This window comes from Agromyces soli, from assembly GCF_022811605.1.
Classification (GTDB): domain Bacteria; phylum Actinomycetota; class Actinomycetes; order Actinomycetales; family Microbacteriaceae; genus Agromyces; species Agromyces soli.
The window spans coordinates 690,494-716,719 of record NZ_CP094533.1 but is presented as its reverse complement, the minus strand read 5'-3'; the positions used below and the strand labels follow the sequence as shown (position 1 = coordinate 716,719).

Genomic DNA, 26,226 nt, shown 5'->3' with positions numbered 1-26,226 from the left:
GGCCGATCGGCCCCGGGGCATCCGTCGTCTCCGGTGCGGAGCCCGCTCAGGGCACGACGACCGCGCGGCCCCGGAGCGTGCCCTCGTGCAGTCGGCGGTACGCCTCCGGCGCCTCGTCGAGCGAGAAGCGCTCCGTCTCGATCTTCACGAGGCCGGCCCGCGCGAGCTCGAAGACCTCGAACAGCTCTGCCCGCGAGCCCCAGTAGGGCGCCCGCACGGTCGAGTCGTAGGGGGCGGCGAGGAGGCCCGCCGGCACCGCGCCGGCGCCGACGCCGACGAGCACCTGGTCGCCCTCGACGGCGAGCATCGCGTGTCCGGCGTCGATGGTCGGCTGGATCGCGACGAAGTCGAAGACGGCCGCCGCGCCCGTGCCGCCCGTGAGCTCCTTCACGCGCTCGGCCGCTTCGGCGTCCGAGGGGAACACGTGGTGCGCGCCGACCTCCGTGGCCAGCCGCAGCTTGTCCTGGCTCACGTCGAGCGCCACCACCGTCGCCGGCGAGAGCGCGCGGAGCAGCTGGATCGCGACGTGGCCGAGACCGCCCGCGCCGATGACGACGGCGGTCGTGCCGGGCACGAGCTTCGGCAGCGACATCTTGATCGCGTGGTAGGGGGTGAGGCCCGCGTCGGTCAGCGCGACGTGCTCGACGGGGTCGAGATCGCCGAGCGGCAGCAGGAAGCGCGCGTCCGGCACCACGAGGTACTCGGCCATCGCGCCGGGCGCACCGAGCCCGGGCGGGCGGATGCCGAGCTCGGCGGCGCGCTCGCAGTAGTTCTCCTTGCCCTGCGCGCACTGCACGCAGCGGCCGCAGCCCTGCGGCCCGTAGACGGCGACGGCCTCGCCCACCTCGACGCCGGTGACGCCCTCGCCGAGCTTGTCGACGATGCCCGCGCCCTCGTGGCCGAGGGTGAGCGGCAGGCCGTAGATGTACTGCTCCTCGTTCAGCCCCATGATGAAGCTGTCCGAGTGGCAGGCGCCGGCGGCCGTGACCCGGATCCGCACCTCGCCCGGACCCGGCTCCGGCGTCTCGATCTCGACGATTTCGGGGGCGGCCCCGATCGTGCGGTATTGCAGCGCTTTCATGTGCACGGACTCCTCGGCTCGATTCCGGCCCGCCCAGCTGCGGGCTCACCGCCAGTCTGCTCCCCGATGCTGAACGCCAGTCGAGCAAGAATCGGGCAGGAATCGAGAAGCCCGGGGCATCCGCTCGCTCGTAGCGTGGCCGACATGGACACGAAGACGAACCCCATCACCGCCCCGGCGATCGACTCGATCGCCATCCAGGCCGACGACGTCGCCGCCGCCGAGCGCTTCCACGCCGAGGCTTTCGGCCTCGGCGACCGCCTGCGGGTGCAGCCGGCGGAAGCCGCGTCGAGCGGCTTCCGCGGCTTCACGCTCTCGCTCATCGCCGCGCAGCCCGGCGACGTCGACGCCCTCGTGCGCTCGGCGCTCGACGCCGGCGCCGTCGTCGTCAAGCCGCTCGCGAAGTCCCTCTGGGGCTACGGCGGCACGGTGCAGGCGCCCGACGGCACCATCTGGAAGGTCGCGACCTCGGCGAAGAAGGATTCCCGTCCCGCCGCGGCCGTCTTCGACCGGATGGTCCTGCTGCTCGGCGCCGAGGACGTCGCGGCGAGCAAGCGCTTCTACACCGAGCGCGGGGTCGCCGTCGGCAAGAGCTTCGGCAGCTACGTCGAGTTCGAGACGCCCGGCAGCCGGATCGGGCTCGGCCTGTACAAGCGGCGCGCGCTCGCGAAGGACGCCGGCGTGCCCGCCGAGGGCTCGGGCTCGCACCGGCTCGTCATCGCCGGCGCGCTCGGCCCGGTCGCCGACCCGGACGGCTTCGCGTGGGAGGCATCCGCCCGCTGACCCGGCTCGCCGCACCCCGCCCACCCACGCCGAGTTGCCCGACTTTCATGAAAGTCGGGCAACTCGGGGTGGGCGCGAGTTCAGTCGCGGGGGAGGAGCCCCGCGACGAGGGCGTCGACGACTTCGTCGGTCGAGGTGCCGGGGTCGATCGGGTTCGTGAGCCGGTCGAGGAGGAGCCCGTCGATCGCGTAGTGGAACAGCGCGATCTCGCGGGCGCCGCCTGGCAGGCCCGCGCCCGTGTTGAACGCCACGTCGGCCTCGAAGCCCGCGCGCTGCCAGGCGCCGAGCACCGCGGCGAGCTCCGGGCGCCGGCTCGACTCGAGGCGCAGCTCGAACAGCGCGAGGGTCACCTCCCGCTCGGCGGTCAGCCGGCGCACGATGTCGCGGAGATAGTCGGCGAAGAGCTCGGGGCTCGGCTCGGCCCCGGCGCGCGCCGCGAGGTCGGTCTCGCTCGGAGCCAGGCGCTCGCCGATGCGATCGACGAGGCCGGCGATGAGGGCCTCACGGCTGCGGAAGTAGTTCGAGGTGGTGCCGGCGGGCACGGAGGCCGCCTCGTCGACCGCCCGGTGCGTAAGTCCGCGGGAGCCTTCGCGGGCCAGGACTTCGAGCCCGGCATCCGCGAGCGCCCGTCGGCGCGCCTCGTTCTTCGCCATGCTCCGACCCTAGCGCAACCACAACATCTGTTGTAGTCTCCCAATCACTACACATGTTGTGAATGGAGCACGATGCGAGAACTCAGCTACTACGTCGCCGTCACCCTCGACGGGTTCATCGCGGGGCCGAACGGCGAGTACGACGCCTTCCCCGTCGAGGGTGACCACATGGAGGCCATCAACGAGCGGTTCGCCGACACCGTCCCGAGCGATGCGGCCGCGGCGCTCGGCCTCGCGCAGGACCGCAGCACCTTCGACACCGTGCTGATGGGATGGAACACCTACGCCGTCGGGCTGCCCTTCGGCGTCGACAGCCCCTACCGGCACCTCCGGCAGCTCGTGTTCAGCCGCGAGCACGAGGCGACGGGCGAGGGCGTCGAGACCGTGCGTCGCGACCCGGTCGAGCTCGTACGGGAGCTGAAGGCGCAGGACGGCTCGGGCCTCTGGTTGTGCGGCGGCGGCACGCTCGCGGCACAGCTCGCCGACGAGATCGACCGGCTGGTGCTGAAGCAGTACCCGCTGCTGTTCGGCGGCGGCATCCCGCTGTTCGGTCCGCGCCCCTACGCGCCCGCCGGCTTCACCGAGGTCTCGACCCGGGTCTTCGGCAACGGCGTCGTGTTCTCGGAGTACGTGCGAGCACGCTGAGCGAGGACGGCCCGGCCCGCGATCGGGCCGGGCCGTCTCATCGAACGACGGATCAGGGAATCGAGCGGCAGGTGCCGGCCGTCGTCCCCCACTTGAAGGCGCGCGCGGTGTTCGGGCCGTAGATCCCGTCGGCGGTCACCCCGAATTTCTTCTGCGCGCGGATCAGCGCGGCGCGCGTCGCCGGCCCGAAGACGCCATCGACCGCGAGTCCGGCGCTCACCGCGCAGGAGCTGTTCAGGCCGCCCTGCAGCGCCTTGACCGCGACGGAGTTCGCCCCGCTGTCGAGACGGCACAGCACATTGAAGTTGGCGTCCGCCGGTACGACGAAGTACGTGCCCGCCGACGGGTAGTAGATCACCTGCTTCGAGCAGTACCCGCCGTTGGCCGCCTGCGCCGGTGCTGGCGGCGCGGCCACCACCGAACCGGCGGCGAGGCCGAACGCGATGGCGAGCGCTGCCGCGATCCGATGCCAGCGGGCTCGGCCGGGCTCGGCGGACGCGCCTGTCGTGAACTTGCTGAACGTCATCGTTCCTCCCGAATCGACGCCCGATGGTGCGACGATCGCCCCCCAGCGTCACTTGGGGAGTTTCCAGCAGAGCAGAGAACGTTACCCGCCGGTGGCAGATTCGTGGAACCCCACCGACGATCGGGACGAGCGTGCGGCGCTCAGCCGGCCTTCGCGGCGGCGGAGGGCTTCTTGGCGGTCGGGGTCCTTCCCGCGGCGGGCCGCGGCGAGCGGACCGTCTTCGGCTTCGACGAGGCGGCCAGCTCCGCCGCGGCCTGCACCGGGCGGGCGATCGGCTGCAGGCGGGCGAGCTGCGTCACGTGCTGCGGGCCGAGCTCGTCGAGCGTCGACACCTCGAGCAGCTTCATCGTGCGCTCGATCTGCGTGCGCAGGATCGCGATCGTCTGGTCGACCCCGCGCCGCCCGCCGGCCATCAGGCCGTAGAGGTAGGCGCGGCCGATCAGCGTGAAGCGCGCGCCGAGCGCGATCGAGGCGACGATGTCGGCGCCCGACATGATGCCGGTGTCGACGTGCACCTCGAGGTCGCCGCCGACCTCGCGCGCGACGTCCGGCAGCAGGTGGAACGGGATCGGTGCACGGTCGAGCTGCCGCCCGCCGTGGTTGGAGAGCACGATGCCGTCGACGCCGAGCCCCGCGAGCTTCTTCGCGTCCTCGAGGTTCTGCACGCCCTTCACGACGATCTTTCCGGGCCACATCGCGCGGATGATCTCGAGGTCGTCGAAGGAGATGGTCGGATCCATGGCGGCGTCCAGCAGTTCGCCGACCGTGCCGCCGGTCGTCGAGAGCGAGGCGAACTCGAGCGGCGGGGTGGTGAGGAAGTTGATCCACCAGGCCGGGCGGGGGATCGCGTTCACGATCGTTCCGAGGGTGAGCTGCGGCGGGATCGAGAAGCCGTTGCGCTTATCGCGGAGCCGCGCCCCGGCGACCGGGGTGTCGACCGTGAAGAAGAGCGTGTCGAAGCCCGCGGCGGCAGCACGCCGGGTCAGCTCGTAGGAGATCTCGCGGTCCCGCATGACGTACAGCTGGAACCAGTTGCGCCCGCTCGGGTTCGCCGCCTTCACCCCCTCGATCGAGGTGGTGCCGAGCGTCGACAGGGTGAACGGGATGCCCGCGGCGCCCGCGGCCCCGGCGCCCGCGACCTCGCCCTCGGTCTGCATCAGCCGAGTGAAGCCGGTCGGCGCGATGCCGAACGGCAGTGCGCTCGGCCCGCCGAGCACCTCGCGGCTCGTGTCGACCACCGGCACGTTCCGCAGGATCGAGGGGTGGAACTCGACGTCCTGGAACGCCTGCCGCGCCCGGGCGAGCGAGAGCTCGTCCTCCGCGGCGCCCTCGGTGTAGTCGAAGGGGGCCTTCGGGGTGCGGCGCTGGGCGATGTCGCGGAGATCCCAGATCGTGAGGGCGCGTTCGAGCCGGCGATCGGTGGGGTTCATCGTCGGCGTCTTGAACTTCATGAGCTGGAAGAGCTCGCGCGGGTTCGGCAGCTGGCGTTGCACCATGTCGTGGTCCTATCGTGCGGGGGCGGAGATCGCCGCGTAGTACCCGGCGATGTGGTCGTGGATGCCTCGACGGGCCGCCGCGGCATCCCCGTCGGTGATCGAACGGAGCACGCCTCGGTGCTCGGTGCGCAGGCGCGCGGCCATGGCGGGCCAGTCGGCGATGCGCTGCATGCCGGCCACGACATAGCCCTCGATGCCGCTGCGCAGGCCCGCCATCGCCGCGAGGGTGACCTGGTTGCCGGCGGCCTCGGCGAGGGCGAGGTGGAACGCGGCGTCGAGCGCGAGGAACTCCTCGGGCGCGAGCGTCGGATCGTCCATGGCGTCGAGCAGGCGCGCGGCCGCGCCGAGCTCGGGGGCGGCGGAGGCCTCGTCGCCGGATGTCGTCGCGGCGGAGGCCTCGGCGAGACGCGCCGCGACGGCGCCCTCGAGCAGCAGGCGGGTGTCGACGAGGTCGGCGACGGGGAGCCCGCGCGCCGCGACCTGCAGGCGCATGAGCGTGCGCATGCCGCCGTCGGGGGTCGCGACGATCACCGCGCCGGCGCTCGGGCCGGAGCCGGACGCGGTGCGCACGAGGCCCATCGCCTCGAGCACCCGTAGCGCTTCGCGCACGCTCGAGCGGCCGACGCCGAGCTCGGCGGAGAGGGCGCGCTCGCCGGGGAGGCGGTCGCCGGGAGCGAGCTCGCCCGCGAGCAGGCGCGACTCGACGTGCTCGAGCACGTGCTGCCAGGCGCGGGTGTCGCTCACGGAACCTCCTGTGGTCAGACCACAGGCTAGCAGATGTGGTCAGACCACACGTGCGCCACTTCGTGCTCGTTGCGCCACCTCTGCTGGCGCAACGAGCACGAAGTGGCGCGGGCGCGTCGAAGGGTGCCCGCCGGGACGGCAGGCCGGGACTGGCGACGGAGCCCGCTCAGCCCTTCTTGGGGCGGATGCGCACGCGGCCCCGGCCCGACTCATCCAGCTCGACGACGCCGCCGCGCGACTTCAAGAACTCCGTGAACGAGGCGAAGCCGAGCCGGCGCTCCTGGAACGTCGGATCCATCCGCATCATCTGATTCTTCACGGCGCTGGAGCTCTGCCACTCCTCGTCGTTCTTCGAGCGCAGCAGCTCGATGGCCTTCAGCAGCAGCCGCCCGGGGTTGCGGGGGCTGCCGGATGCCTCGGCCGAGGGCTCGACCGGCGGCATGAACTGCAGCGTGCGCGCCGAGGGGCGCTCGGCGGGCGGGGCGGCCTCGGCATCCGCCTGGTCCTCGGCGCTCGGCTCCGCCGCGACGTCCTGCTGCTTGCTTCCGCCGCGCCGCCGCCGCGAGCCGGAACCGCCCGCCGCCGCGGGAGCGGCCTCGGGGGCCGCCTCCGCCGCGGCATCGGCCGCCGACGGCGCCGCCGCCTCGTCCTCGTCGTCGCCGACCGCGGCGTCGGTCGCGAGCAGCGCGTCGTAGTCCGCGTACTCGTCGCACGCCGCCGTGAGCGCGCGGCTCGTGCCGCCCGCGACGCCGATGCCGACGACGTAGCGGCCGAGCCGCTTCGCCTTCTGCGCGAGCGCCACGTAGTCGGAGTCGCCCGCGACGATCACGATGTGGGTGAGGTCGTCGAGGCGGAACATGTCCTCCACCGCGTCGACCGCGAGCCGGATGTCCGCCCCGTTCTTCGTCGAGGAGAGCGGGAAGAGCTGCACCAGGTCGACCGCCCGGTCGATGAGCTGTCCGCGGTAGCTCGCGTTCACATGCCCCGACCAGTCGGCGTAGGCGCGGGCGATCGCGATCGTGCCGAACGTGGCCGCGAAGTCGAGCACGGCGTCGACGTCGACGGTCGCCGCGCGCAGCCGCTCGGCCGTCTTCGTGCCCGCCGCGGGCGCCTTCGTGCGTGAGGTGTCGCGGCGGTACGAGCTGTCGCCGTGCAGCTGGTCGTACCTGGAGATCACGATGTTGTCGAAGTCGAAGTAGAGGGCCACGCGGGGTTCGCTGGATGCCGGCATGACGCGAGCCTACGCCGCGCGCCTGAACGGGGAATACCCGCATGAGGGTCGCCGTTGGCCCGAGGCATGACCGAACCCAGTGCCATCGCCGCCACCAGCCCCGCCCTCTCCCGCCTCGCCGAGACGCTCGGGGTGCGCCCGTTCCCGCTCGCGCTCGGCGGCAACGTCTTCGGCTGGACGGCTGACGAGGCCGGCTCCTTCGAGGTGCTCGACGCCTTCGTCGCGGGCGGCGGCACCCTGCTCGACACCGCCGACGGCTACTCGCACTGGGTCCCCGGGCACCGCGGCGGCGAGAGCGAGGCGATCATCGGCCGCTGGCTCGCCGGCCGCTCCGACCGCGACGAGCTCGCCATCGCGAGCAAGGTCAGCACGCACCCGGAGTTCGCCGGGCTCTCGGCCGCGAACATCCGGGCCGCGGCGGATGCCTCGCTGACGCGACTCGGCACCGATCGGATCGACCTCTACTACGCGCACTTCGACGACGAGTCCGTGCCGCTCGAGGAGACCGTCGGCGCCCTCTCCGCACTCGTGGACGCGGGCAAGGTGCGTGCCATCGCGATCTCGAACTACACGCCCGAGCGCATCGACGAGTGGTTCCGCGTGACCGCCGAGAACGGGTTCCACCGCGCCGTCGCGCTGCAGCCGCACTACAACCTCGTCGAGCGCGAGTTCGAGGGGGCGCTGCGCGAGCGCGCCGAGCGGGAGGGGCTCGCCGTGCTGCCGTACTTCTCGCTCGCGAAGGGCTTCCTCGCCGGCAAGTACCGCGATGCGGCCGACGTCGAGGCTCCCGGTGCGAGCGTCCGCGCAGGCGGTGCCGCCGAGTACCTCGACGCCCGCGGGCAGGCCGTGCTCTCCGCCCTCGACGAGATCGCCGCCGCGCACGGGGTCGAGGTCGCCACGGTGTCGCTCGCCTGGCTGCGCAGCCAGCCGACCGTCGCCGCGCCGATCGCGAGCGCCCGCACCACGGCGCAGCTGCCCGCCCTGCTCGCCTCCGCGGAGCTCGAGCTCACGCCGGCCGAACTCGCGGCGCTCGCCGAGGCATCCGCGCCCGCCGCCTGACCGCCCCCGCCCCCCGCACACAACTCAGGAGCCCCGCCCCGCTCGCCCCCATCCCCCGCACACAACTCAGGAACATCTGGCCGTTATGGCTGCCGAGGTGTTCGGCGCGCCCCGGAATCGCGCGGATTCCGCCGCGGGGTTCCTGAGTTGTGTGCGGGGGCGGAGTGGGCGTGCGGCGCCGGATTCCTGAGTTGTGCCGGGGGCGGAGCGGGCGTGCGGCGCCGGATTCCTGAGTCGTGCGCCGGGCAGGCCGGCTGCACGCCCGCAGCGCTAGGCTGCACGCAGGACCGGGGGAGGACCGCATGCGGCGACAGGCATCCATCGGCAGGACTGTGACGCTCGCCATCGCGCTCGGCACCCTCACCGCGCTGACCGGGTGCACCACGGCGCCGCCCTACGCGCCCCGCGCGGCGCTCGGCGAGATGCCGCCGCAGGACGCGGTCGAGCTCGCCGACGGCGCGTTCGACGCCGCCCTCGAACAGCTGCCCGAGGAGGTCGAACGCATCCTCGAGGAATCCGGCGTTCCGGGCGCCGCCGTCGCCGTCGTGCAGGGCGGCGAGCTGCACTTCGCGCAGGGCTTCGGCGTCCGAAAGCTCGGCGAGGACGCGGCGGTCGACGAGGAGACCGTGTTCCAGATCGCGTCGATGTCGAAGCCCATCGGGGCGACGGTCGTCGCCTCGCAGGTCTCCGCCGGCGTCGTGGACTGGTCGACGCCGGTCGCGCCGCTGCTCCCGGGCTTCGCGCTCGCCGACCCCTGGGTCACGGAGCACCTCACCGTCGCCGACCTGTATGCGCACCGCTCTGGCCTGCCGATGGCCGCCGGCGACGAGCTCGAAGACCTCGGCTACGACCGCGAGTACATCCTCGACCACCTGCGCTCCCAGCCGCTGCAGCCGTTCCGCATCAGCTACAACTACGCGAACTTCGGCATGACGACCGGCGCGCAGGCCGTGGCGAACGCCGCGGGGGTCGACTGGGCGACGCTGTCCGAGCGTGAGCTCTACGGCCCACTGCACATGGACTCGACGAGCTCGCGCTACGAGGACTTCCTCGCCCGGGACAACCGGGCGACGCTGCACGCGAAGACCGGCGACGGCGAGTTCGCGCCGCTCTACGAGCGCACGCCCGACGCCCAATCGCCGGCCGGCGGCGTCAGCTCCAACGTCGTCGACCTGGCGAAGTGGATGTCGCTCGTCCTCGACGACGGCAGCTTCGCGGGGGAGGAGCTGATCGCGCCATCCGCCCTCGCCCCGGCGATCGCCCCGGAGATCGCGACCGGCCTGCCGCCCGTGCCCGACGCGCGTGCCGGCTTCTACGGCTACGGCTTCAACGTGGGCACGCAGCCGAGCGGACGAGTGACGCTCGGGCATTCCGGCGCGTTCATCCTCGGCGCGGGCACCAACTTCCAGCTGGTGCCGGCGCTCGATCTCGGCGTCGTCGCGCTGACGAACGGCGCGCCCGTCGGCGCGGCGGAGGCGATCGTGTCGGAGTTCCTCGACCGCGTGCAGTACGGCGAGGCGACGCGCGACTGGCTCGAGGCGTACGGGGCGGCGCTCGGCCACTACTTCGAGCCGGCGGGGGATCTGGCGGGAGAGCGCCGACCCGCCGATCCCGCGCCCTCGCGCCCGCTCACCGACTACGCCGGCACCTGGCAGAACCCCTACTACGGCGAGGCCGTGGTCGCCGTGGACCAGGCGAGCGGCGGACTCGTGGTGCGGCTCGGCAACGGCGGCACGACCGTGCTCGAGCTCGAACCCTGGGACGGCGACGTCTTCGCCTTCGAACCGGACGGCGAGAACGCCCCGGCCGGGTCGCGGTCCTCGGCCGCGTTCGGCTTCGGCGGCGGCAGCGCGGATGCCTCGGAAGCGGATGCCTCGGACGGCTCTGCCGGCGCCACGATGACGCTCAACTTCTACGACACGAGCGGCCTCGGCACCTGGACCCGCTGAGCGGCCCGCGCACAACTCAGGAACCGCCCCGGCTCGCCCGCGCACAACTCAGGAACCGCCCCGGCTCGCCCGCGCACAACTCAGGAACCCGGGCGCACAATTCAGGAAACACTCGGCGCTCGCGGCCTTCGGGGAGCGCCCCTCTCCCGAGAATCCGGGCGTCCGAGCCGGCGGGCTCCGGGCCAGCGGTGAAGATTCCTGAGTTGTGGCGGGGTGTTCCTGAGTTGTGCGCGCGGGGTTCCTGAGTTGTGGTGGGGTGTTCCTGAGTTGTGCAGCGGATTCGGCCCAGGGGGTCGACGTGCGGCGTCCAGTGCGCGAGAGTGACCCCGTGACCGACTACGCGAACCCAGACCGGCCCGAGGAGCGACTGAGCACGGCCGAGCGGGAGGCCGCGGTCGACCGGCTCTCGGCGGCGCAGCTCGCCGGGCGCCTCACCCCCGACGAGTACGGCGAACGCTCGGCGGCGGCTCGGCGTGCCGTGACCCGGGCGGATCTCGTGCCGCTCTTCGCCGATCTGCCCGTGAGCGAGGCGGGTCCGGGGTCCGCGACCGCCGCGGCCGGCTACGGCGAACGGCCGTACGCGCAGCAGCGGGCCGCGCAGCAGCAGGCCGCGCAGCAGCCCGATGTCGGCTCGCGAGACTCGGCCGATCGGGACGGCTACGACGGCGGACGCGGCATCCGCCCGCTCGGCGGCGCCGTCGGCGCGACGATCATGGCCCTCGTGCCGTTCGCCGCGCTTGCGCTGTTCTTCCTGTCCGGCACCTACGGCAGCTACACCTGGTCGTGGATCTGGTTCCTGCTGATCCCGGTCGCGGGCATCATCATCTACGGCCCGGGCTCGACCCGCCGGCGCTGAGGCCGCCCGCCCGGCACGCACGCCGGCGCTGAGACGCGCGCCCGGGCTCAGCCGAGCGCGCGCCGCGACGCGGCCGCGACGACGGCGTTCTGCAACTCGTCGACCACGATGCCGAACTGCGCCGGGTCCGGCCGGTTCGTGAGCAGCACGACGCAGACGTCCTGCGACGGGGTGATCCAGAACTGCGTCCCCGCCCAGCCCGCGTGTCCGTACGTGTCGCGGCCGAGCAGACCCGGCGCGCGGACGAGCAGGTTCCAGGCGAAGCCCCACTCCTGCCCGCGATCCTCGGTGAACGGCTCGAGCTTGCGCAGCCCCTCGGTGAGCGGCCGGCGCATCGCCTCGACGGCGAGCGGGGAGACGACGCGGCCGTCGTTCCGAAGCAGTGCGGAGCCGAGCGCGAGCAGGTCGCTCGCGCGGGCGAAGGCACCGGCGCCCGGATGCCGCAGCGTCGAGAAGCGGTCCCAGTCGAGCCCGAACGCCGCGGCGTCGACGGGCGCGTGCCGCGTGGACTCGCGGTCGAAGGTGATTCCGTCGGCGCCTGCGCGGCCGACGAGTTCGAGCACGCGGCGCTCCCACGGCTCGCCGCTCGCGTGCTCGACGAGCGCGGCGATGCCCTCGAACGCGAGCGTCGAGTAGCGGGTTGCCGTGCCCGGGGCGAAGTCGGAGTCGGCGGCGAGCAGCGTGCGTCGCAGCTCCGGTTGGTCCATGGGTGACTCGATGATGCCGGAGCTGTGGCTCACGAGGTGGCGCAGCTGCACCTCCTCGGCGCGGCGGAATCCGGGCAGCGCGACCCCGAGCGTCGTCGTGGGCGCGAGCCGGCCCTGCTCGACGAGTTCGAGCGCGGCGAGACCGACGAGCGGCTTCGTGATGGAGAAGAGCGGGTAGTGGTCGTCGGGGGATGCCTCGCCGAACGCCTCGATCGCGATGATGCCCGAGGCGTCGGCGACGCCGAGCACCGCGGTGGGCAGGGCGCCGCTCGCCACGTGGCGACGGGTCCAGTCGAAGGCGTGATCGAAGGCGGGCATGCGGTCCTCTCGGTGCGGCGGTGCGGCGGTGCGGCGGTGCGGCGGCGTGGCGGTGCGGCGGCGGGCGGCGTGCGCGGGACGGATGCCGCGGCACGCTCAGCTGCGGAACACGATGTTGCGCGGCTCCTCGCCGGCGAGCATGCGCTCGATCTGCTCCCGCAGCAGCCGGGCCATCCGCGGCATCATCGCCGACGAGGCTCCGCCGACGTGCGGCGTGATCAGCACGTTCGGCAGTGCGAACAGGGGGTGCCCCTCGGGCAGCGGCTCCGGGTCGACGACGTCGAGCGCGAAGCGGAGCCGCCCGCTGCGGGCCTCGGCGAGCACCGCGTCGGTGTCGGCGACCTTGCCACGGGCGACGTTCACGACGAGTGCGCCGTCGGGCAGTGCGGCGAGGAAGTCGGCGTCGACGAGACCGGTCGTCGCCTCGGTGAGCGGCACGCCGACGACGACGATCTCGGCCGCGGGCAGCAGTTCGGCCAGCTCGTCGATGCCGTGGATGTGACCGCGCTCGTCGTCCCTGGCGCGGCTCGCGACGCGGGTGAGCTCGACCTCGAAGGGGGCGAGGCGGTCCTCGATGGCCCGGCCCACGCCGCCGACGCCGAGGAGCAGCACCCGCCGGTCGGCGAGGCTCGCCCGGCGCTCGGGCGCCCAGCGGCCCTCGTCGGCGGCGCGCACGAACTCGGGGATGCCGCGCTGCGCGGCGATCATCAGGCCGACGGCGAGCTCGGCCGTGGAGGGCTCGTGCACGCTCGCGGCGTTCGCGAGCACATGGCCGGCCGGCAGCACCTCGACGAGGTCGTCGTAGCCGATCGACTGCGACTGCACGAGGCGGCACTCGACGCCGGCGAGCGCGCCCACCTTGTCGGCTGCGTCCATGTAGGGCGGCACGACGAGGTCGAGCTGGGGCGCGGGCGGCGGCGAATCGAGCCCCCAGAGGAGCACCTCGGCTCCCTCGGGCACACCGCCCGGCGTGGCCTCGAGGGCCCGGAGCAGGGTCTCGCCGGGCACGGTCACCGTGAGTCGCGCGTCGCTCATGCCGCCATCCTTCCAGAGCCGCCGTGCACCCGCCGGGACGGGCGCGACGCGGGCGCCGCTGCTAGCTTGGGCGCATGGCCAGGTCCGATCGGGCAAGCGAGGAACGGGCGGATGCGCTGAAGGAACGCGTGTACGCGACCTTCACCGGGCTCGCCATCGTGCTGGTGCAGCACTCCAACGTCGCGCACATCGACGCGGCGCGTGCGACGATCACCCTCCTCGTCGGCATCGTCGCGATCACGGCGGCGGGCTTCGTGGCCGATGTGATCGCGCACCTCGCCGTGCACGAGGCGTTCCCGGACCGTGCCGAGATGGGGCGCATGCTGCGGGTGTCGGGCACCGCGCTCGCCTCGGCCGCGCTGCCGCTCGTGCTGCTCGCGCTCGCCTGGGTCGGGGTGCTCGAGCTCGGGCCCGCGCTGCGAATCTCGAGCATCGTGTACCTCGCGACGCTCGGCGTGATCGGCTACGCCGCCGTGCGGCGCACCCGGATCGCCTGGTGGAAGCAGCTCGTCGCCCTCGGCATCCTCGTCGCCCTCGGCGCGGGCGTCGTGCTGCTGCAGCAGCTCGCTCACGGCCACTGAGCCACCGGGCGATCCCACCCACCCACCCATCTCGAGGGGGTCGTTTTCCGGCACCGAGACGGTCGGACTGCGGTCCCGCGGTCGGAATGCGACCCTCTCGGGAGGGAGCCCGAGGAGCGGGGCGTCCGGGCGGCGGCCGCCGTCACAGTTGCGGAGCCTCCGGTCCGGCTGGCTATGGTGGACCCAGCCCGCACGCAACGGCGCGTCGCTCGGCGACCCCGCACCGGCCCCGGCCCTTGCGCTTCCCGTCCGCCAAGTCCCGAAGGAGTTCCGCGTGCCCGCGACCCCGAATCTGATCGACGACGTCTACGACGAGATCCTGTCCCGCAACCCCGGTGAGCCCGAGTTCCACCAGGCCGTCCGCGAGGTCTTCGGCTCGCTCGACCGCGTGCTCGAGCGGAACCCGCAGTACGTGCAGGCGTCGATCCTCGAGCGCATCTGCGAGCCCGAGCGGCAGATCATCTTCCGAGTGCCGTGGGTCGACGACGCGAACCGCGTGCGCATCAACCGCGGCTTCCGCGTGCAGTTCAACTCGGCGCTCGGCCCGTACAAGGGCGGCCTGCGCTTCCACCCGACCGTCGGCCTCGGCACGGTCAAGTTCCTCGGCTTCGAGCAGATCTTCAAGAACGCCCTCACCGGCATGCCGATCGGCGGCGGCAAGGGTGGCAGCGACTTCGACCCGAAGGGCAAGTCCGAGGGCGAGATTATGCGCTTCTGCCAGTCGTTCATGACCGAGCTGTCGCGCCACGTCGGTGAGTATCGCGACGTGCCGGCGGGCGACATCGGCGTCGGCGGCCGCGAGATCGGCTACCTGTTCGGCCAGTACAAGCGGATGACGAACCAGTACGAGTCCGGCGTGCTCACCGGCAAGGGCCTGACCTGGGGCGGCTCGCTCGTGCGCACCGAGGCGACGGGCTACGGCGCCGTGTACTTCACGCAGCACATGCTCGCGACCCGCAGCCGTTCCTTCGACGGCGCCCGCGCACTCGTCTCGGGTTCCGGCAACGTCGCGATCTACGCGATCGAGAAGGTCGTCGAGCTCGGCGGCGTCGTGGTCGGCGCATCCGACTCGTCCGGCGCCATCCACGACCCCGACGGCATCGACTTGGCCCTCCTCCGCGACGTGAAGGAGCGCCGTCGCGAGCGCATCGCCGTCTATGCGGAGGAGCGCGGCGGCCGCGCCCGCTTCCTGCCCGGGGCGTCCGTGTGGGACATCGAGAGCGACGAGCCGATCCACGTCGCCCTGCCCTGCGCGACCCAGAACGAGCTCAGCGAGGCGCAGGCGGCGAAGCTCGTCGCGAACGGGCTCGTCGCCGTCGCCGAGGGCGCGAACATGCCCGCGACGCCGGGTGCGGTGCGCGTGTTCCGAGAGGCCGGGGTGCTCTTCGGGCCGGGCAAGGCAGCCAACGCCGGCGGGGTCGCGACGAGCGCGCTCGAGATGCAGCAGAACGCCTCGCGCGACTCGTGGAGCTTCGAGCACACCGAGCAGCGGCTCGCCGAGATCATGGAAGCGATCCACGAGCGCACCGCGGCGACGGCCGAGGAGTACGGCGCCCCCGGCGACTACGTGGTCGGCGCGAACATCGCGGGCTTCACCCGGGTCGCCGACGCCATGCTCTCGCTCGGCGTCATCTAACCCCGGCCGGGCCGGCGCGGTCCGGGCCGGCCGGCTACCTGAGCCGGGCGGCCCTGGCCCGGCGGGTGCCGCCGAACAGACCCCGGCGCGGGCTCACGGCCGAGTCCGAGGCATCCGCGATGGGGCTCGCCTCGGTGGGAACCTGCAGCGCCTCCGCGGGGATGACCGGCACGGCCTCGGTGCGCACCGCAGGGATGGCGGAGGTCGGCACGACGGCGATCGCTGCGGTGGGCGGCTCCTCGAAGCGCACGGCGGCGGCCCAGCGGCGCTCGGGATGCCGCACCAGCCGCATGCCGCGCGACGCCACGAGCCAGCCGAGGCCGATGAGGGCCGCGACCCCCGCGGCGATCGCGGCGACGCCGAGCCCCCAACGCGGGCCCCAGCTGTTCGCCACGGCGCCGACGATCGGGGCGCCGATCGGCGTGCCGCCGGAGAGGATCGCGAAGTAGAGCGCCAGCACGCGCCCGCGCAGCACCGGCTCGGTCGTCGTCTGCACGTAGCCGTTCGCGGTCGTGAGCAGGGTCACCGCGGCGAAGCCGATGAGCACCGTCGAGGCGGCGAACCAGCCGAACTCCGGCATGACCGCCGAGAGCAGCGCGGCGACGCCGAAGCCGGCCGCCGCGACGATGATGATGCGCATGCGGGCGCGCTCGCGCCGGGCGGCGAGCAGGGCGCCCGCGAGCGAGCCGATCGCGAGGATCGAGTTCAGCAGGCCGTACTCGCCGGCGCCGCGGCCGAACTCGACCGCCATCGTCGAGGAGAAGATCGGGAAGTTCATGCCGAACGCGCCGACGAGGAACACGATCACGAAGACGACGACGAGGTCGGGGCGGCTCCACACGTAGCGGAAGCCCGCGATGAACGCGCCGCGCTCGCGCGGGGCCCGAGGCATCCGCTTGAGCTTGCGTCCGCGCAGCATCGCGAGTGCCGCGAGCACCGCGACGAAGCTGGCCGCGTTGATCACGAACACCCAGCCGGAGCCGACGATGACGATGAGCAGGCCCGCGACCGCCGGGCCGATGAGCCGGGCGGTGTTGAACGAGGCCGAGTTCAGGGCGACGGCGTTCGACATGTCGGAGCTCGCGACGAGGTCGGTGACGAAGGTCTGCCTGGCCGGGTTGTCGACGGCGTTCACGATGCCGAGGAGGCCGGCGAAGATGTAGAGGTGCCAGAGTTCGGCATGGCCGAAGATCAGCAGCATGCCGAGCGCGAGGCCGAGCAGCATCATCGAGGACTGCGTCACGACGAGGATCTTGCGGCGGTCGAAGCGGTCGGCGATGAGGCCGGTCACGGGCACGAGGAGGAGCTGTGGGGCGAACTGCAGCGCCATCGTGATGCCGACGGCGAGGGCGTCGTTGTCGCTGAGCTCGGTGAGGACGACCCAGTTCTGGGCGGTGGCCTGCATCCACGCGCCGATGTTCGACACGAGGGCCCCGATGAACCAGATGCGGTAGTTGACGTGGGCGAGGGAACGGAACATGGCACTCACTGGTCGATGAGCCTCCCGAGGATCGTGGTGGCGCGGGCGAGCGTCTCGCGCTCGTCGGGGGAGAGGGCGGCGTAGCGCTTCGCGATCCACGCGTCGCGCCGCTTGCGCGTCTCGAGCACGACGCGCGAGCCCGCCTCGGTCGCGGTGACGAGCACCTTGCGGCCGTCGTCGGGCGAGCTCGAGCGCACCGCGTAGCCGGCGTCGACGAGGCAGTTCACGGTGCGGTTCATCGACGGCGCGGTGACGCGTTCGAGCTCGGCGAGCCGGCCGATGGTGAGCGGCCCCTCGCTGTGGATCCAGCCGAGGGTGGAGAACTGCGAGCCGCTGATCTCGGTGTCGCTGCGCTCCTGACGGAGCCGCCGCGACAGTCGCATGATCGCGATGCGCAGCTCGGTGGACTGCTCGGCGAGGGTACGACGGCGGGATGCCTCGGGGCGGCGTGCGTCGGTCGAGGCGGTGCTGGTCGCGGCATCCGTCATGATCGTTAGTCTAACAAATTAGTGTGGCTAAGTAAATCGAGCGAGCCGCGCCGCGCCGTGCGCGGGCGGGGCCCGCCTGTCATGATGAGCGCATGGCGACCTTCACCGACTCGCACGGCGTCCGGATCCACTACGAGTCGTGGCGGGTGCCCGACGCCCACGCGGTGATCCAGCTCGCCCACGGCGTCGGCGAGCACATCGGCCGCTACGGCGAGCTCATCGCGGCGCTGAACGCGGCCGGCTACTCGGTGTGGGCCGACGATCACCGCGGCCACGGCAAGACGGGCTTCGAGCAGCACGGCGGCGACCTCACCCGGATGGGCAAGCTCGGGCCCGGCGGGCTCGTCGCGACGATCGCGGCGGTCGAGCAGTTCACCGAGGTGATCCGCGAGACCGAGGGCTACGAGCTGCCGCTCGTCTACCTCGGCCACTCCTGGGGCTCGCTCATGGGCCAGATCATCGTGAACCGGCACGCCGAGCGCTACGACGGCGTCGTGCTCACCGGCACCGCCTACCGCACGCTCCGGCACATGAACGGCGGCGACCTGAACAAGCGGCACGCGCACCTCGGCGCGACGACGGTCGAGTGGCTCTCCCGCGACCGCGCCGTCGCCGAGGCCTTCATGGCCGACCCGTACACGACCGACGTCTCACTGCAGAAGCTGTTCGGCCTGCTCGACGCTGCCCGCCTGCTCGGTCGCCCCGCGCGGAACCTGCCCAAGGAGCTGCCGCTGCTCATCATGGTCGGCGACGACGATCCGCTCGGCGGTGAGGAGAGCGCGCGCCGGCTCGCCGAGGCGTACGTGCGCCGATCGGGCCTCGTCGACGTGGAGCTCATCGTGTACGCGGGCGCGCGGCACGAGATCTTCAACGAGACGAACCGCGAGGAGGTGCGCGCCGACCTCGTCGCCTGGCTCGACGAGCGCTTCGCCGTCGACTGATCCGCGCGTCCCCTCCGCTCTCCTCGACTTGCCCGACTTTCATGAAAGTCGGGCAAGTCGCTCAGGTGGCGGCGCGGTCGGGCGGGACGTCGAAGCCGAGCAGGCGCATGCGGGGATGGTTCGGATGCCTCGCGCTCGACTCCATCGACCACGGGTAGACGATCGTCGTGACGTTGCAGTTGCCGAGCACCGGCAGCAGGTCGCGGTAGCCGTCGGGATCCATGCCCGCCAGCTCGCAGAACAGCAGCCGGATGAGCGTCGCGTGGGCGACGATCAGCACGCGCCCGTCCGGGAACTCCTGCACGAGCTCGTCGAGCGCGGGCATCGCCCGCGCGATTCCGGCGCGCCCCGACTCGCCGCCGGGGAACGGATTCGAGGCGGGGGCGCGGCAGAATGCCGCCCACTCGGCCGGGAACCGCTCGGCGAGCTCGTCGGGCGTGAGCCCCTCGGCGACGCCGAAGTCGACCTCGACGAACCGCGGCTCGATGCGCAGCTCGAGGCCGGTCGTCTCGACGGATGGCGCGGCTGAGCGGCGCGCACGGCTGAGCGGCGAGGCGACGATCGCGTCGAGCCTCGCGTCGACGGCCCAGGCGCCGAGGGCAGCGGCCTGGCCGAGCCCGTGCCGGGTGAGCGCGACGTCGGAGTTGCCCGCGTAGCGGTGCTCGGCGTGCCAGACGGTCTCGCCGTGGCGAGCCAGGAAGAACGTCGTCATGTCCACAGCGTACCCGCGGGGGTGGCGCGACGGCCGGGATGCGCGTATGTTTTGAACATGTTCGAAAATGAAGGGGTCGGCATCGAGCCCGAGGCCGCGGAGCCGAAGCGGCGGGCCGGGGCCAAGGCCGAGCGCACCCGCGCGCTCATCCGCGACACCGCGCTCGCCTCCTTCCGCGAGCGCGGCTACGACGACACCACCCTGCGCCTCATCGCGCAGGAGGCCGGGGTGTCGCTCGGCAACGCGTACTACTACTTCCCGACGAAGAACCACCTCGTGCAGGAGTTGTACGCCGAGGTGCAGCGCGAGCACCGGGCGGCCGCGACCGAGCTGCTCGCCGGCAGCGACGAGCTCGTCGATCGCCTCGGCATCGTCTACCGCACGGGGCTCGCCACGCTCGAGCCGTTCCACGCGTTCGCCCCGGGCTTCCTCACCGCCGCGATCTCGCCCCGCTCGCCGCTCAACCCGCTCGCCGAGGACTCGGCCGAGGCGCGAGAGCTCGCCGTCGGGCTCTTCCGCGACGCCGTCGCGGGTGCGCGCCACTCCCTGCCCGACGACCTCGCCCGTTCGCTGCCCGAGGTGTTCTGGCTCGCCTACCTGCTGCTCGCGCTCTTCTGGGCGTACGACCGCTCGCCCGGTCGCGAGCGCACCCTGCGCCTGCTCGACGGCGGCCTGCGCCTGCTCGGCCTCGCGCTGCCGCTCGCCCGGCTGCCGCTGCTGCGCCGCCCGCTGCGCGAACTGGTCGAACTGGTCGCGGCGGTGCGCGCATGAGCGCGCCGGAGCCGGGCGCCGGCCCGGCCGCCGAGTCGCTCGCCGAACGCTACGGCCGTGGCAGCCCGCGCACCGCGGAGCGGCCCATGGCCTTCACCTTCGGCGAGTTCGCGCGCGGCGCGGGCATGGCGTGGCTCGCCTTCCAGCTCGCGTTCCCCCTCGTCTACGCGCTCATCGTGTTCGTGGGCGGGGTCGTCGATCCGAGCTCGAGCGATCCGCTGTCGTCGTCGATCGGCTTCGGGTTCTACGCGGTGTTCGTCACCTTCCTCTACCAGACCCCGTGGACCCTCGGCGCACTCGTCTTCGGCGGCATCCTCGCCTGGCTGCTCGGGCTGGCGCTGCAACGGGTGCCGGCCTTCGGCTGGCACCTCGCGGCGTTCGCGGCGCTCGGCGCGCTGATCGGGGTCGTCGCGTCGTGGAGCGCGTTCGGCGCATTGGGCGGCGGCGCCTTCGTCGTGCAGCTCCCGGCGGTCGCGGTCTCGGCCGCCGCCGTCGCCTTCGGCTGGTGGTGGACGGCCAGGCGGGCGCTGCGCGCGGATGCCGCTGCGACCGTAGGCTTGGGGCATGCACGGTGAGTACAAGGTTCCGGGGGGCAAGCTCGTCGTCGTCGACTTCGATGTCGTCGACGGACTGATTCGCAATCCGCGGGTCGCCGGTGACTTCTTCCTCGAACCCGACGAGGCGCTCGGCGACCTCGACCGGGCGCTCGATGGTCTGCCCGCGGCATCCGATGCGAAGACGATCGCGAAGGCGGTCGCCGACGGCCTCCGTCCCGACGCGGTGCTGCTGGGCTTCTCGCCCGAGGCGGTCGCCGTGGTGGTGCGCCGCGCCCTCGCCGAGGCGCGCAGCTGGAGCGATTACGAGTGGGAGCTCGTGCACGACCCCGCCGTGCCGCCGCGCCTGCACCTCGCCCTCGACGAGGTGCTCGCGACCCGCGTCGGCGACGGCCGTCGCAAGCCGACCCTGCGCTTCTGGGAGTGGGACGAGTCCGCGGTCGTGATCGGCTCGTTCCAGTCGGTGAAGAACGAGGTCGACCCGGAGGGGGCCGCCAAGCACGGCTTCGAGGTCGTCCGGCGCATCTCGGGCGGCGGCGCGATGATGATGGAGAAGGGCAACGTCGTCACGTACTCGCTCTACGTGCCGGCCGAGCTCGTGCAGGGCATGAGCTTCGCCGACTCCTACGCCTTCCTCGACGACTGGGTGCTGCAGGGCCTGCGCTCGCTCGGCATCGAGGCCACGTACCAGCCGCTCAACGACATCGCGAGCCCGGCCGGCAAGATCGGCGGGGCCGCGCAGAAGCGGCTCGGCAACGGCGGCGTGCTGCACCACGTGACGATGTCCTACGACCTCGACAACGAGAAGATGCTCGAGGTGCTGCGCATCGGCCGCGAGAAGATCAGCGACAAAGGCATCGCCTCGGCGGCCAAGCGCGTCGACCCGCTGCGCTCGCAGACCGGACTCAGCCGCGCCGAGATCATCGAGCGGCTGAAGCAGACCTTCGTCTCGCTGTACGGCGCGCAGCCCGGCACGGTCGCGCCCGACGAGCTCGCCGAGGCCGAGGAGCTCGTTGCCTCGAAGTTCGCGACGCCGGAGTGGCTCAACCGGGTCCCGTAGGCCTCGGCTGTCCACAGGCGGGCGGATGGCGCGAGGAACGCTCAGCGTCGGACGCTACAATCGCCCGGATGGAGTGGTGGGCCTGGGCGCTGATCGCCGTCGCCGTGGTGGCGGTGGGCACGTTCCTGGTGCGCCGGGGGTGGATCGACCTCTCCGACAAGACGAAGCGCGGCAAGCCGTCGGGTCACGCGGTGCTCATGATCGGCGACGAGGTGTTCGCGCCGCGCAAGTACGAGGCGCAGCTCGAGGTCGAGAAGCAGAACCGGCTGCCCACGCCCGCGCCGACGCCCGACGGCGACAAGGGCATCGCCTTCGCCGACGAGCAGGGCGATCCCGCGGCCGAACCCGATCCCTCCGACCGTTTCCGCGGCAGCATCCGCCTCGACGTCTAGCGCCCTGGTTCGCTGAGCCTGGTCCGCTCGGGGAACCAGCGGCTCAGCGACCCGCCGGGCAGCCGAGGTCGGCGGCGACGGCGCGCATCGCGGCCTCGGCGGTCGCGACCGTCATGAGCGCGTTGCCGCCGACGATGTGCAGACCGTACGCGTCCTCCAGCGCGACGAAGGTCATCGCGAGCTGCTCGTCGTCGAGGCGCGGGGCGAAAGCGCCGCTCGCGCGGCCGGCGGCGAGGATGCCCCGGTACGTGCCGAGCTGCCGAAGGTAGAGCTTCTGCACGAGCTCGTCGTGCAGTGCCGAGTTGCCCGCGAGCACGTCGAATTCGTAGAGCAGGCTCATCAGGGCGTCGTCGGGGCCGCTCGGCAGGCCGCCCGAGATGGCCGCCGACAGCTGCTCGCGAGGGTCGTCGAGCGCCGCCACGGCGGCGTCGCGGGCGTCGCAGAAGCGCTCGATGCCGGCGGCGTGCGCCTCGACGAGCAGGGCGTCGAGGTCCTCGTAGTAGTAGAGGATGGCGCCCCGGGTGAGCCCGGCCTGCGCGGCGACGTCGGTCAGTGAGAGCGAGCGGAGCCCGTGCATGCGCCCGGCGGCATACGTCGCCTCGATGAGCGCTTCGCGGCGGGCGCGCTGATCTCGGGGTCGGGCCATGACCTTGACACTAGCCGACCGCTTTGTCAGACTCGGTGAATTCTTTGACTCCAACGTCAAAGAATCCGACCGACTCCGCCTGGGCTTCGACCCGGCCGCGGTTCCCCGACGAAGAGAGACCGCCCCATGACCACCCCCACCCCGGCGGGTCCGCCCGCCCTCGACACCGCCGCCACGACGACGCACGGCGCCCAGCTCTCGCGCTCCCTCGGCGTGGGCGGCAATGTGCTCATCACGCTCTCGGGCATCTCGCCGGCCTCGAGCGTCTTCATCCTGGGCGGCGCCGCCCTCGCCACCTACGGCACGGGCGTCTTCTGGGGCTTCCTCCTCGCGGGCGTCATCAGCCTGCTCGTCGCGTACTGCTACGCCGAGCTCGGCTCGAGGCATCCGATCGCCGGAGGCGACTACACCCTCGTGAACCGCGTGCTCGGCCCGGCCGCAGGCGCCGCCGTCTTCTTCATCAACCTGATCACGCTGCCGCTCATCGTCGCGATCTTCGGCATCGGCGTCGCCGACTACCTCGGCGTCGCGATCGCCGGGCTCGACCCGATGTGGACCGCCCTCATCGTGATCGCGCTCGCCACGGTCACCGCGTGCTTCAACATCCGCACGAACGCCTGGGTCACCGGCGCCTTCCTCTTCGTCGAGATGGCGGCCCTCGCCTTCCTCGCCCTGCTCGGCTTCATCCACATCGAGCGTCCCGTCACGGCCCTGCTCGACCCGCAGGCCCTCGACGCCGCCACCGGCGGGCTCGCCCCGCTCGGCATCGCCGGCCTCGTTCTCGCGGTGACGCAGGGCATCTTCTCGTACAACGGCTACGGCGGCGCCATCTACTTCGCCGAGGAGACCCGGAATGCCCGGCGCACCATCGCCCGCGCGGTGCTGTGGTCGGCGCTCATCACGGTCGTCGCCGAGATCGTCCCGCTCTCGGCGATCCTGCTCGGCACCGACTCGCTCGAGAAGTTGTTCGGCGCGGCGCTGCCCGTCGAGTCCTTCCTCACGGCGCGCGCCGGCGGGGCCGTCTCGATCGTCATCCTCGTCGCGATCGCCCTCGCGATCGTGAACGCGATCATCGCGATCGCGCTGCAGTCGGGCCGGCTGCTGTTCGCGGCCGCGCGCGACCAGGCCATGCCGGCCGCCATCGCCCGGCCGCTCGCGACGATCTCCCCGACGACGCGGATGCCGGTGCGCGCGACGATCGTCATGGGCCTCATCGCCCTCGCCGCCTGCTTCGTGCCCTTCGACATCCTGCTGAACGCGACCGGCTCGACCCTCGCCTTCAGCTACGGCTTCATCGCCATCGCGGCCCTCGTCGTCCGCCGCCGCCGTGCCGGCGAGACGGCGCCGAGCGGCGGCTTCCGCATGCCGCTGTGGCCCGCGCCGCCGGTCGTCGCCCTCATCGCGATCGCGACGATCTTCGTGGTCGGCATCCTCGATCCGGCGCAGTGGCTGAGCCTCGGCCTCGCGGCGGGCATCGTCGCCGCGGGCTTCGTCTACTACCTGCTCTACCTCCGCAGGAATCCGGGCGCCGCCCACCTGCTCGAGGCGGACGACGACGAACTGGAGCCCGTGAAGTGACCCTCGACACCCTGATCACCGGCGCCCGCGTGCGCACCTTCGACGCCGCGACGCCCTGGGCGGAGACGGTCGGCGTCGCCGACGGTCGCATCGCCTACGTCGGCTCGGCCGACGCGGCGCCCTCGGCGCGCCGCACCGTGCAGGCCGAGGGGCGGCTCGTGACCCCCGGCGTCATCGACAGCCACAACCACCTGCTGCTCGGCTTCGACGAGGACGCCGTCTCGCTCGAGGGCGCGCACACCCTCGACGAGGTGCGCCGCCGCATCGCGGACTTCGGGGCGCGCCGCCCCGAGCTGCCGTGGATCTGCGCCGAGAACGCCGTCTACGCCGTCGTGCAGGGCCGCCGCCCGAACGCCGCCGACCTCGCCGGACTCGACCCCGCCGGCCGCCCGATGTTCGTCACGACGTACGACCAGCACTCCGTCTGGCTGAACGACGCGGCCCTGCGCGTGCTCGGCATCGACGCCGGCGGCGAGATCGCCTGGGGCCGGCCGGAGCGCGACCCCGCGACGGGCGAGCCCACCGGTTGGGTCACCGACTTCTACACGAGCGCGATGACCGAGGCCGGCCTCGCCGAGCTGCAGCGCGACATCCCGATGTATTCGCCCGAGCGCCGCTACCGCAAGCTGCAGTCGAGCATGCGGATGGCGACGGCGCTCGGCATCACGACGGTCGTCGAGCCCCAGGTGCCGCTCGCCGAACTGCCCCTGTTCGAGCGCGCGCTCGCCGAGGGCGTGCTGAGCTCGCGGGTGATCGCGGCGCTGTTCCACCCGGTCGGGGCGGACGGCGCGTTCCGTGCGCGGCTCCGCCAGACGATCGACCGCGCGGCGGCCGAGGCGGATGCCGAGGGGCTGCTGCGCCTCGGCCCGATCAAGCTCTACGCCGACGACGTGATCGAGCCGCACACCGCGCTCATGCTCGAGGACTACGCGAACCGGCCCGGCCGGCGCGGCCGTCCGAGCTACGGCGGGAACGGCGGGCGCGAGCTCGTCGACCTCGTGACCGAGCTCGATCGGCTCGGACTGCAGACCCACACGCACGCGACGGGCGACGGCGGCATCCGCCTCGCACTCGACGCGATCGAGCAGGCGCAGCGGGTGAACGGCGCGAGCGATCGCCGGCACGGCGTCGTGCACGTCGAGTGCCTGCACCCCGACGACCTGCCCCGTTTCGCGGAACTCGGGGTGACGGCCGCGATGCAGCCCCGGCACTGCTCGCCCGACCTCGTCGCCGGCACCTGGATGGAGAACGTCGGCGAGGCCCGCTGGGACCGCGCGTGGCGGTTCCGCAGCCTCCTCGATTCGGGCGCGACGGTCGCGTTCTCGAGCGACTGGCAGGTGGGTGAGATGGACCCGCTCGTCGGCGTGTTCTCGGCGGCGACGCGCGCCGCGCTCGACGGGACGGATGCCTGGACCGCCGCCGAACGCGTCGGCCTCGATCGCTCGCTCGAGGCGTACACCGTGCACGGGGCGCGAGCCTGGCACCTCGAGGGCTCGCGCGGTCGGCTCGCCGTGGGCATGGACGCCGATCTCGTCGTGTGGTCGGGCGACCTCTATGCGCACGAGGAGGACCCGGCGGGACTCCTCGGCGAGCACGCCGAGGTCACGATGGTCGGCGGGCGCGTCGTGCACTCGCTCGGTGCGGTGGCCGAGCCCGTGGGGTCGGAGGCTGCGGCCGACCCGGCAGCCGGGCGCGAGCTCAGCGACGCGCACGCGCACGGGCACTGACGGCCGTGGCTCGCCGAGCTCAGCGAACCAGTCGACTCAGCGAACCACCGCGCTCAGCGGGCCAGGCCGAGCAGCGCCGCGGCCCAGGCGGCCGCGCGATCGAGCTCGCCGTCGCGGAGCGGCCCGGCCGTCGGCCCCACGCGGAACGACGCCGGCTCGCCGATCGTGCGGAAGCCGAGCCCGTCGAGCCGGCGCCGCACCCGGTGCGACGGCGCGCCCGCCGTGCCGGGGGCTTGGCGCACGTCGAACGTCGCCGCGAACGGCGCGGAATCGGCGCGCACCGCCGCGAGCTCGGCGAGCCACTCGCGGATCCCCGCGCGGCTCGCGGCCGAGGCATCCGCCCCCTGGGCCCGCGCCGCGCGGCGCGAGAGCCGGCTCGGCAGCGCGAAGCCGTGCGTCGGCGAGCCGACGATGACGAGCTCCGCGTCGCCGACGTCGGGGCGGGCGTCGGCGAGCTCCAGGCGCACCGCGCCGGTGGGCGTGAGCGCCCGCGCCATCGCGGCCGCCACCGCGGCGGTGTTGCCGAACATGGATTCGTAGACGACGAGCGTGCGCATCCTGGCCTCCCGCGGGCATC

The 26,226-nt window shown here is 72.8% G+C and carries 27 protein-coding genes; 14 read left to right on the top strand and 13 right to left on the bottom strand.

Annotated features, from left to right (window positions below):
• Positions 1-46: 46 nt before the first annotated feature.
• A complete protein-coding gene (locus MTP13_RS03430) occupies positions 47-1,081 on the bottom strand; it encodes an NAD(P)-dependent alcohol dehydrogenase (RefSeq protein WP_243569659.1) in 1,035 nt (344 codons plus the stop codon).
• Positions 1,082-1,225: 144 nt separating this feature from the next.
• On the opposite strand from MTP13_RS03430, the gene MTP13_RS03425 reads away from it, so the two are divergent.
• Positions 1,226-1,864 (top strand): VOC family protein, encoded by a 639-nt coding sequence (locus tag MTP13_RS03425; protein ID WP_243569658.1) that lies wholly within the window; start codon positions 1,226-1,228, stop codon positions 1,862-1,864.
• A gap of 80 nt (positions 1,865-1,944) precedes the next feature.
• Here MTP13_RS03425 and MTP13_RS03420 read toward each other — a convergent pair whose 3' ends face one another.
• A complete protein-coding gene (locus MTP13_RS03420; RefSeq protein ID WP_243569657.1) occupies positions 1,945-2,517 on the bottom strand; it encodes a TetR/AcrR family transcriptional regulator in 573 nt (190 codons plus the stop codon).
• Positions 2,518-2,589: 72 nt separating this feature from the next.
• Here MTP13_RS03420 and MTP13_RS03415 point away from each other — a divergent pair, with 72 nt between their 5' ends.
• A complete protein-coding gene (locus tag MTP13_RS03415; RefSeq protein ID WP_243569656.1) occupies positions 2,590-3,162 on the top strand; it encodes a dihydrofolate reductase family protein in 573 nt (190 codons plus the stop codon).
• 52 nt (positions 3,163-3,214) lie between these two features.
• Here MTP13_RS03415 and MTP13_RS03410 read toward each other — a convergent pair whose 3' ends face one another.
• From MTP13_RS03410 to MTP13_RS03395, 4 genes are all read right to left on the bottom strand, one after another.
• Positions 3,215-3,688 carry a peptidoglycan-binding domain-containing protein gene (locus MTP13_RS03410; RefSeq protein WP_243569655.1) on the bottom strand — a complete coding sequence of 158 codons (474 nt, stop codon included), beginning with the start codon at positions 3,686-3,688 and terminating at the stop codon, positions 3,215-3,217.
• Between the two features lie 140 nt (positions 3,689-3,828).
• The gene (locus MTP13_RS03405) at positions 3,829-5,184 is read right to left on the bottom strand and encodes an alpha-hydroxy acid oxidase (protein WP_243569654.1); all 1,356 of its coding nucleotides are present in this window, start codon (positions 5,182-5,184) and stop codon (positions 3,829-3,831) included.
• A gap of 9 nt (positions 5,185-5,193) precedes the next feature.
• Positions 5,194-5,928, bottom strand: a complete 735-nt coding sequence (locus MTP13_RS03400) for a FadR/GntR family transcriptional regulator (RefSeq protein WP_243569653.1) — start codon at positions 5,926-5,928, stop codon at positions 5,194-5,196.
• A 166-nt stretch (positions 5,929-6,094) separates the two neighbouring features.
• The gene (locus MTP13_RS03395) at positions 6,095-7,159 is read right to left on the bottom strand and encodes an NYN domain-containing protein (RefSeq protein WP_243569652.1); all 1,065 of its coding nucleotides are present in this window, start codon (positions 7,157-7,159) and stop codon (positions 6,095-6,097) included.
• Between the two features lie 66 nt (positions 7,160-7,225).
• Between MTP13_RS03395 and MTP13_RS03390 the strand changes: the two genes are divergently transcribed.
• The 3 genes from MTP13_RS03390 (at position 7,226) to MTP13_RS03380 (ending at position 11,023) form a co-directional block, all read left to right on the top strand.
• Entirely contained in the window at positions 7,226-8,218 is a 993-nt protein-coding gene (locus tag MTP13_RS03390; RefSeq protein WP_243569650.1) for an aldo/keto reductase, read from the top strand.
• 332 nt (positions 8,219-8,550) lie between these two features.
• Positions 8,551-10,167 carry a serine hydrolase gene (locus tag MTP13_RS03385; protein ID WP_243569649.1) on the top strand — a complete coding sequence of 539 codons (1,617 nt, stop codon included), beginning with the start codon at positions 8,551-8,553 and terminating at the stop codon, positions 10,165-10,167.
• Positions 10,168-10,495: 328 nt separating this feature from the next.
• Positions 10,496-11,023: a DUF1707 SHOCT-like domain-containing protein gene (locus MTP13_RS03380; RefSeq protein ID WP_243569647.1), complete on the top strand. Its 528-nt coding sequence runs from the start codon at positions 10,496-10,498 to the stop codon at positions 11,021-11,023.
• A 47-nt stretch (positions 11,024-11,070) separates the two neighbouring features.
• Here MTP13_RS03380 and MTP13_RS03375 read toward each other — a convergent pair whose 3' ends face one another.
• Both MTP13_RS03375 and MTP13_RS03370 read right to left on the bottom strand, forming a co-directional pair.
• Positions 11,071-12,048: a serine hydrolase domain-containing protein gene (locus MTP13_RS03375; RefSeq protein WP_243569646.1), complete on the bottom strand. Its 978-nt coding sequence runs from the start codon at positions 12,046-12,048 to the stop codon at positions 11,071-11,073.
• A gap of 96 nt (positions 12,049-12,144) precedes the next feature.
• Positions 12,145-13,083: a 2-hydroxyacid dehydrogenase gene (locus tag MTP13_RS03370; protein ID WP_243569645.1), complete on the bottom strand. Its 939-nt coding sequence runs from the start codon at positions 13,081-13,083 to the stop codon at positions 12,145-12,147.
• A gap of 74 nt (positions 13,084-13,157) precedes the next feature.
• Here MTP13_RS03370 and MTP13_RS03365 point away from each other — a divergent pair, with 74 nt between their 5' ends.
• On the top strand, positions 13,158-13,664 hold the full coding sequence (locus MTP13_RS03365) for a hypothetical protein (RefSeq protein ID WP_243569644.1): 507 nt from the start codon (positions 13,158-13,160) through the stop codon (positions 13,662-13,664).
• A gap of 274 nt (positions 13,665-13,938) precedes the next feature.
• Positions 13,939-15,300: an NADP-specific glutamate dehydrogenase gene (gene gdhA, locus MTP13_RS03360; RefSeq protein WP_189085284.1), complete on the top strand. Its 1,362-nt coding sequence runs from the start codon at positions 13,939-13,941 to the stop codon at positions 15,298-15,300.
• Positions 15,301-15,334: 34 nt separating this feature from the next.
• Here gdhA and MTP13_RS03355 read toward each other — a convergent pair whose 3' ends face one another.
• Both MTP13_RS03355 and MTP13_RS03350 read right to left on the bottom strand, forming a co-directional pair.
• Positions 15,335-16,780, bottom strand: a complete 1,446-nt coding sequence (locus tag MTP13_RS03355) for an MFS transporter (protein WP_243569642.1) — start codon at positions 16,778-16,780, stop codon at positions 15,335-15,337.
• 5 nt (positions 16,781-16,785) lie between these two features.
• Complete coding sequence (locus MTP13_RS03350; protein WP_189085286.1) at positions 16,786-17,268, bottom strand: MarR family winged helix-turn-helix transcriptional regulator; 483 nt, start codon at positions 17,266-17,268, stop codon at positions 16,786-16,788.
• 92 nt (positions 17,269-17,360) lie between these two features.
• Here MTP13_RS03350 and MTP13_RS03345 point away from each other — a divergent pair, with 92 nt between their 5' ends.
• A complete protein-coding gene (locus MTP13_RS03345) occupies positions 17,361-18,209 on the top strand; it encodes an alpha/beta hydrolase (RefSeq protein WP_243569640.1) in 849 nt (282 codons plus the stop codon).
• 61 nt (positions 18,210-18,270) lie between these two features.
• Here the strand turns inward: MTP13_RS03345 and MTP13_RS03340 are convergent, their stop codons facing one another.
• Positions 18,271-18,921 carry a histidine phosphatase family protein gene (locus MTP13_RS03340; RefSeq protein WP_243569639.1) on the bottom strand — a complete coding sequence of 217 codons (651 nt, stop codon included), beginning with the start codon at positions 18,919-18,921 and terminating at the stop codon, positions 18,271-18,273.
• 57 nt (positions 18,922-18,978) lie between these two features.
• Between MTP13_RS03340 and MTP13_RS03335 the strand changes: the two genes are divergently transcribed.
• The 4 genes from MTP13_RS03335 (at position 18,979) to MTP13_RS03320 (ending at position 21,698) form a co-directional block, all read left to right on the top strand.
• Positions 18,979-19,692, top strand: coding sequence for a TetR/AcrR family transcriptional regulator (locus MTP13_RS03335; RefSeq protein ID WP_243569638.1), 714 nt, complete (start codon positions 18,979-18,981; stop codon positions 19,690-19,692).
• Positions 19,689-20,267, top strand: coding sequence for a hypothetical protein (locus tag MTP13_RS03330; protein WP_243569637.1), 579 nt, complete (start codon positions 19,689-19,691; stop codon positions 20,265-20,267). The genes MTP13_RS03335 and MTP13_RS03330 overlap by 4 nt, the downstream gene beginning before the upstream one ends.
• The gene (lplAB, locus tag MTP13_RS03325; RefSeq protein WP_243569636.1) at positions 20,257-21,306 is read left to right on the top strand and encodes a lipoate-protein ligase LplAB; all 1,050 of its coding nucleotides are present in this window, start codon (positions 20,257-20,259) and stop codon (positions 21,304-21,306) included. The genes MTP13_RS03330 and lplAB overlap by 11 nt, the downstream gene beginning before the upstream one ends.
• Positions 21,307-21,374: 68 nt before the next feature.
• On the top strand, positions 21,375-21,698 hold the full coding sequence (locus tag MTP13_RS03320; RefSeq protein ID WP_243569635.1) for a hypothetical protein: 324 nt from the start codon (positions 21,375-21,377) through the stop codon (positions 21,696-21,698).
• 43 nt (positions 21,699-21,741) lie between these two features.
• Here the strand turns inward: MTP13_RS03320 and MTP13_RS03315 are convergent, their stop codons facing one another.
• The gene (locus tag MTP13_RS03315) at positions 21,742-22,344 is read right to left on the bottom strand and encodes a TetR/AcrR family transcriptional regulator (protein ID WP_243569634.1); all 603 of its coding nucleotides are present in this window, start codon (positions 22,342-22,344) and stop codon (positions 21,742-21,744) included.
• 126 nt (positions 22,345-22,470) lie between these two features.
• Between MTP13_RS03315 and MTP13_RS03310 the strand changes: the two genes are divergently transcribed.
• Positions 22,471-23,922, top strand: coding sequence for an APC family permease (locus MTP13_RS03310; RefSeq protein WP_243569633.1), 1,452 nt, complete (start codon positions 22,471-22,473; stop codon positions 23,920-23,922).
• Positions 23,919-25,649 carry an amidohydrolase gene (locus tag MTP13_RS03305; protein WP_243569632.1) on the top strand — a complete coding sequence of 577 codons (1,731 nt, stop codon included), beginning with the start codon at positions 23,919-23,921 and terminating at the stop codon, positions 25,647-25,649. The genes MTP13_RS03310 and MTP13_RS03305 overlap by 4 nt, the downstream gene beginning before the upstream one ends.
• Positions 25,650-25,702: 53 nt before the next feature.
• Here MTP13_RS03305 and MTP13_RS03300 read toward each other — a convergent pair whose 3' ends face one another.
• Entirely contained in the window at positions 25,703-26,206 is a 504-nt protein-coding gene (locus MTP13_RS03300; protein ID WP_243569631.1) for a flavodoxin/nitric oxide synthase, read from the bottom strand.
• Between the last annotated feature and the right edge of the window lie 20 nt (positions 26,207-26,226).

Bases quoted from the DNA above. Each gene is read 5' to 3' on its own strand.
- lplAB (WP_243569636.1), top strand. From the start codon at position 20,257: ATGCACGGTGAGTACAAGGTTCCGGGGGGCAAGCTCGTCGTCGTCGAC.
- MTP13_RS03420 (WP_243569657.1), bottom strand. From the start codon at position 2,517: ATGGCGAAGAACGAGGCGCGCCGACGGGCGCTCGCGGATGCCGGGCTC.
- MTP13_RS03425 (WP_243569658.1), top strand. From the start codon at position 1,226: ATGGACACGAAGACGAACCCCATCACCGCCCCGGCGATCGACTCGATC.
- MTP13_RS03300 (WP_243569631.1), bottom strand. From the start codon at position 26,206: ATGCGCACGCTCGTCGTCTACGAATCCATGTTCGGCAACACCGCCGCG.
- MTP13_RS03415 (WP_243569656.1), top strand. From the start codon at position 2,590: ATGCGAGAACTCAGCTACTACGTCGCCGTCACCCTCGACGGGTTCATC.
- MTP13_RS03375 (WP_243569646.1), bottom strand. From the start codon at position 12,048: ATGCCCGCCTTCGATCACGCCTTCGACTGGACCCGTCGCCACGTGGCG.
- MTP13_RS03355 (WP_243569642.1), bottom strand. From the start codon at position 16,780: ATGTTCCGTTCCCTCGCCCACGTCAACTACCGCATCTGGTTCATCGGG.
- MTP13_RS03350 (WP_189085286.1), bottom strand. From the start codon at position 17,268: ATGACGGATGCCGCGACCAGCACCGCCTCGACCGACGCACGCCGCCCC.
- MTP13_RS03410 (WP_243569655.1), bottom strand. From the start codon at position 3,688: ATGACGTTCAGCAAGTTCACGACAGGCGCGTCCGCCGAGCCCGGCCGA.
- MTP13_RS03330 (WP_243569637.1), top strand. From the start codon at position 19,689: ATGAGCGCGCCGGAGCCGGGCGCCGGCCCGGCCGCCGAGTCGCTCGCC.
- MTP13_RS03345 (WP_243569640.1), top strand. From the start codon at position 17,361: ATGGCGACCTTCACCGACTCGCACGGCGTCCGGATCCACTACGAGTCG.
- MTP13_RS03315 (WP_243569634.1), bottom strand. From the start codon at position 22,344: ATGGCCCGACCCCGAGATCAGCGCGCCCGCCGCGAAGCGCTCATCGAG.
- MTP13_RS03335 (WP_243569638.1), top strand. From the start codon at position 18,979: ATGTTCGAAAATGAAGGGGTCGGCATCGAGCCCGAGGCCGCGGAGCCG.
- MTP13_RS03320 (WP_243569635.1), top strand. From the start codon at position 21,375: ATGGAGTGGTGGGCCTGGGCGCTGATCGCCGTCGCCGTGGTGGCGGTG.
- MTP13_RS03340 (WP_243569639.1), bottom strand. From the start codon at position 18,921: ATGACGACGTTCTTCCTGGCTCGCCACGGCGAGACCGTCTGGCACGCC.
- MTP13_RS03395 (WP_243569652.1), bottom strand. From the start codon at position 7,159: ATGCCGGCATCCAGCGAACCCCGCGTGGCCCTCTACTTCGACTTCGAC.
- MTP13_RS03390 (WP_243569650.1), top strand. From the start codon at position 7,226: ATGACCGAACCCAGTGCCATCGCCGCCACCAGCCCCGCCCTCTCCCGC.
- MTP13_RS03405 (WP_243569654.1), bottom strand. From the start codon at position 5,184: ATGGTGCAACGCCAGCTGCCGAACCCGCGCGAGCTCTTCCAGCTCATG.
- MTP13_RS03310 (WP_243569633.1), top strand. From the start codon at position 22,471: ATGACCACCCCCACCCCGGCGGGTCCGCCCGCCCTCGACACCGCCGCC.
- MTP13_RS03365 (WP_243569644.1), top strand. From the start codon at position 13,158: ATGGCCAGGTCCGATCGGGCAAGCGAGGAACGGGCGGATGCGCTGAAG.
- MTP13_RS03370 (WP_243569645.1), bottom strand. From the start codon at position 13,083: ATGAGCGACGCGCGACTCACGGTGACCGTGCCCGGCGAGACCCTGCTC.
- MTP13_RS03430 (WP_243569659.1), bottom strand. From the start codon at position 1,081: ATGAAAGCGCTGCAATACCGCACGATCGGGGCCGCCCCCGAAATCGTC.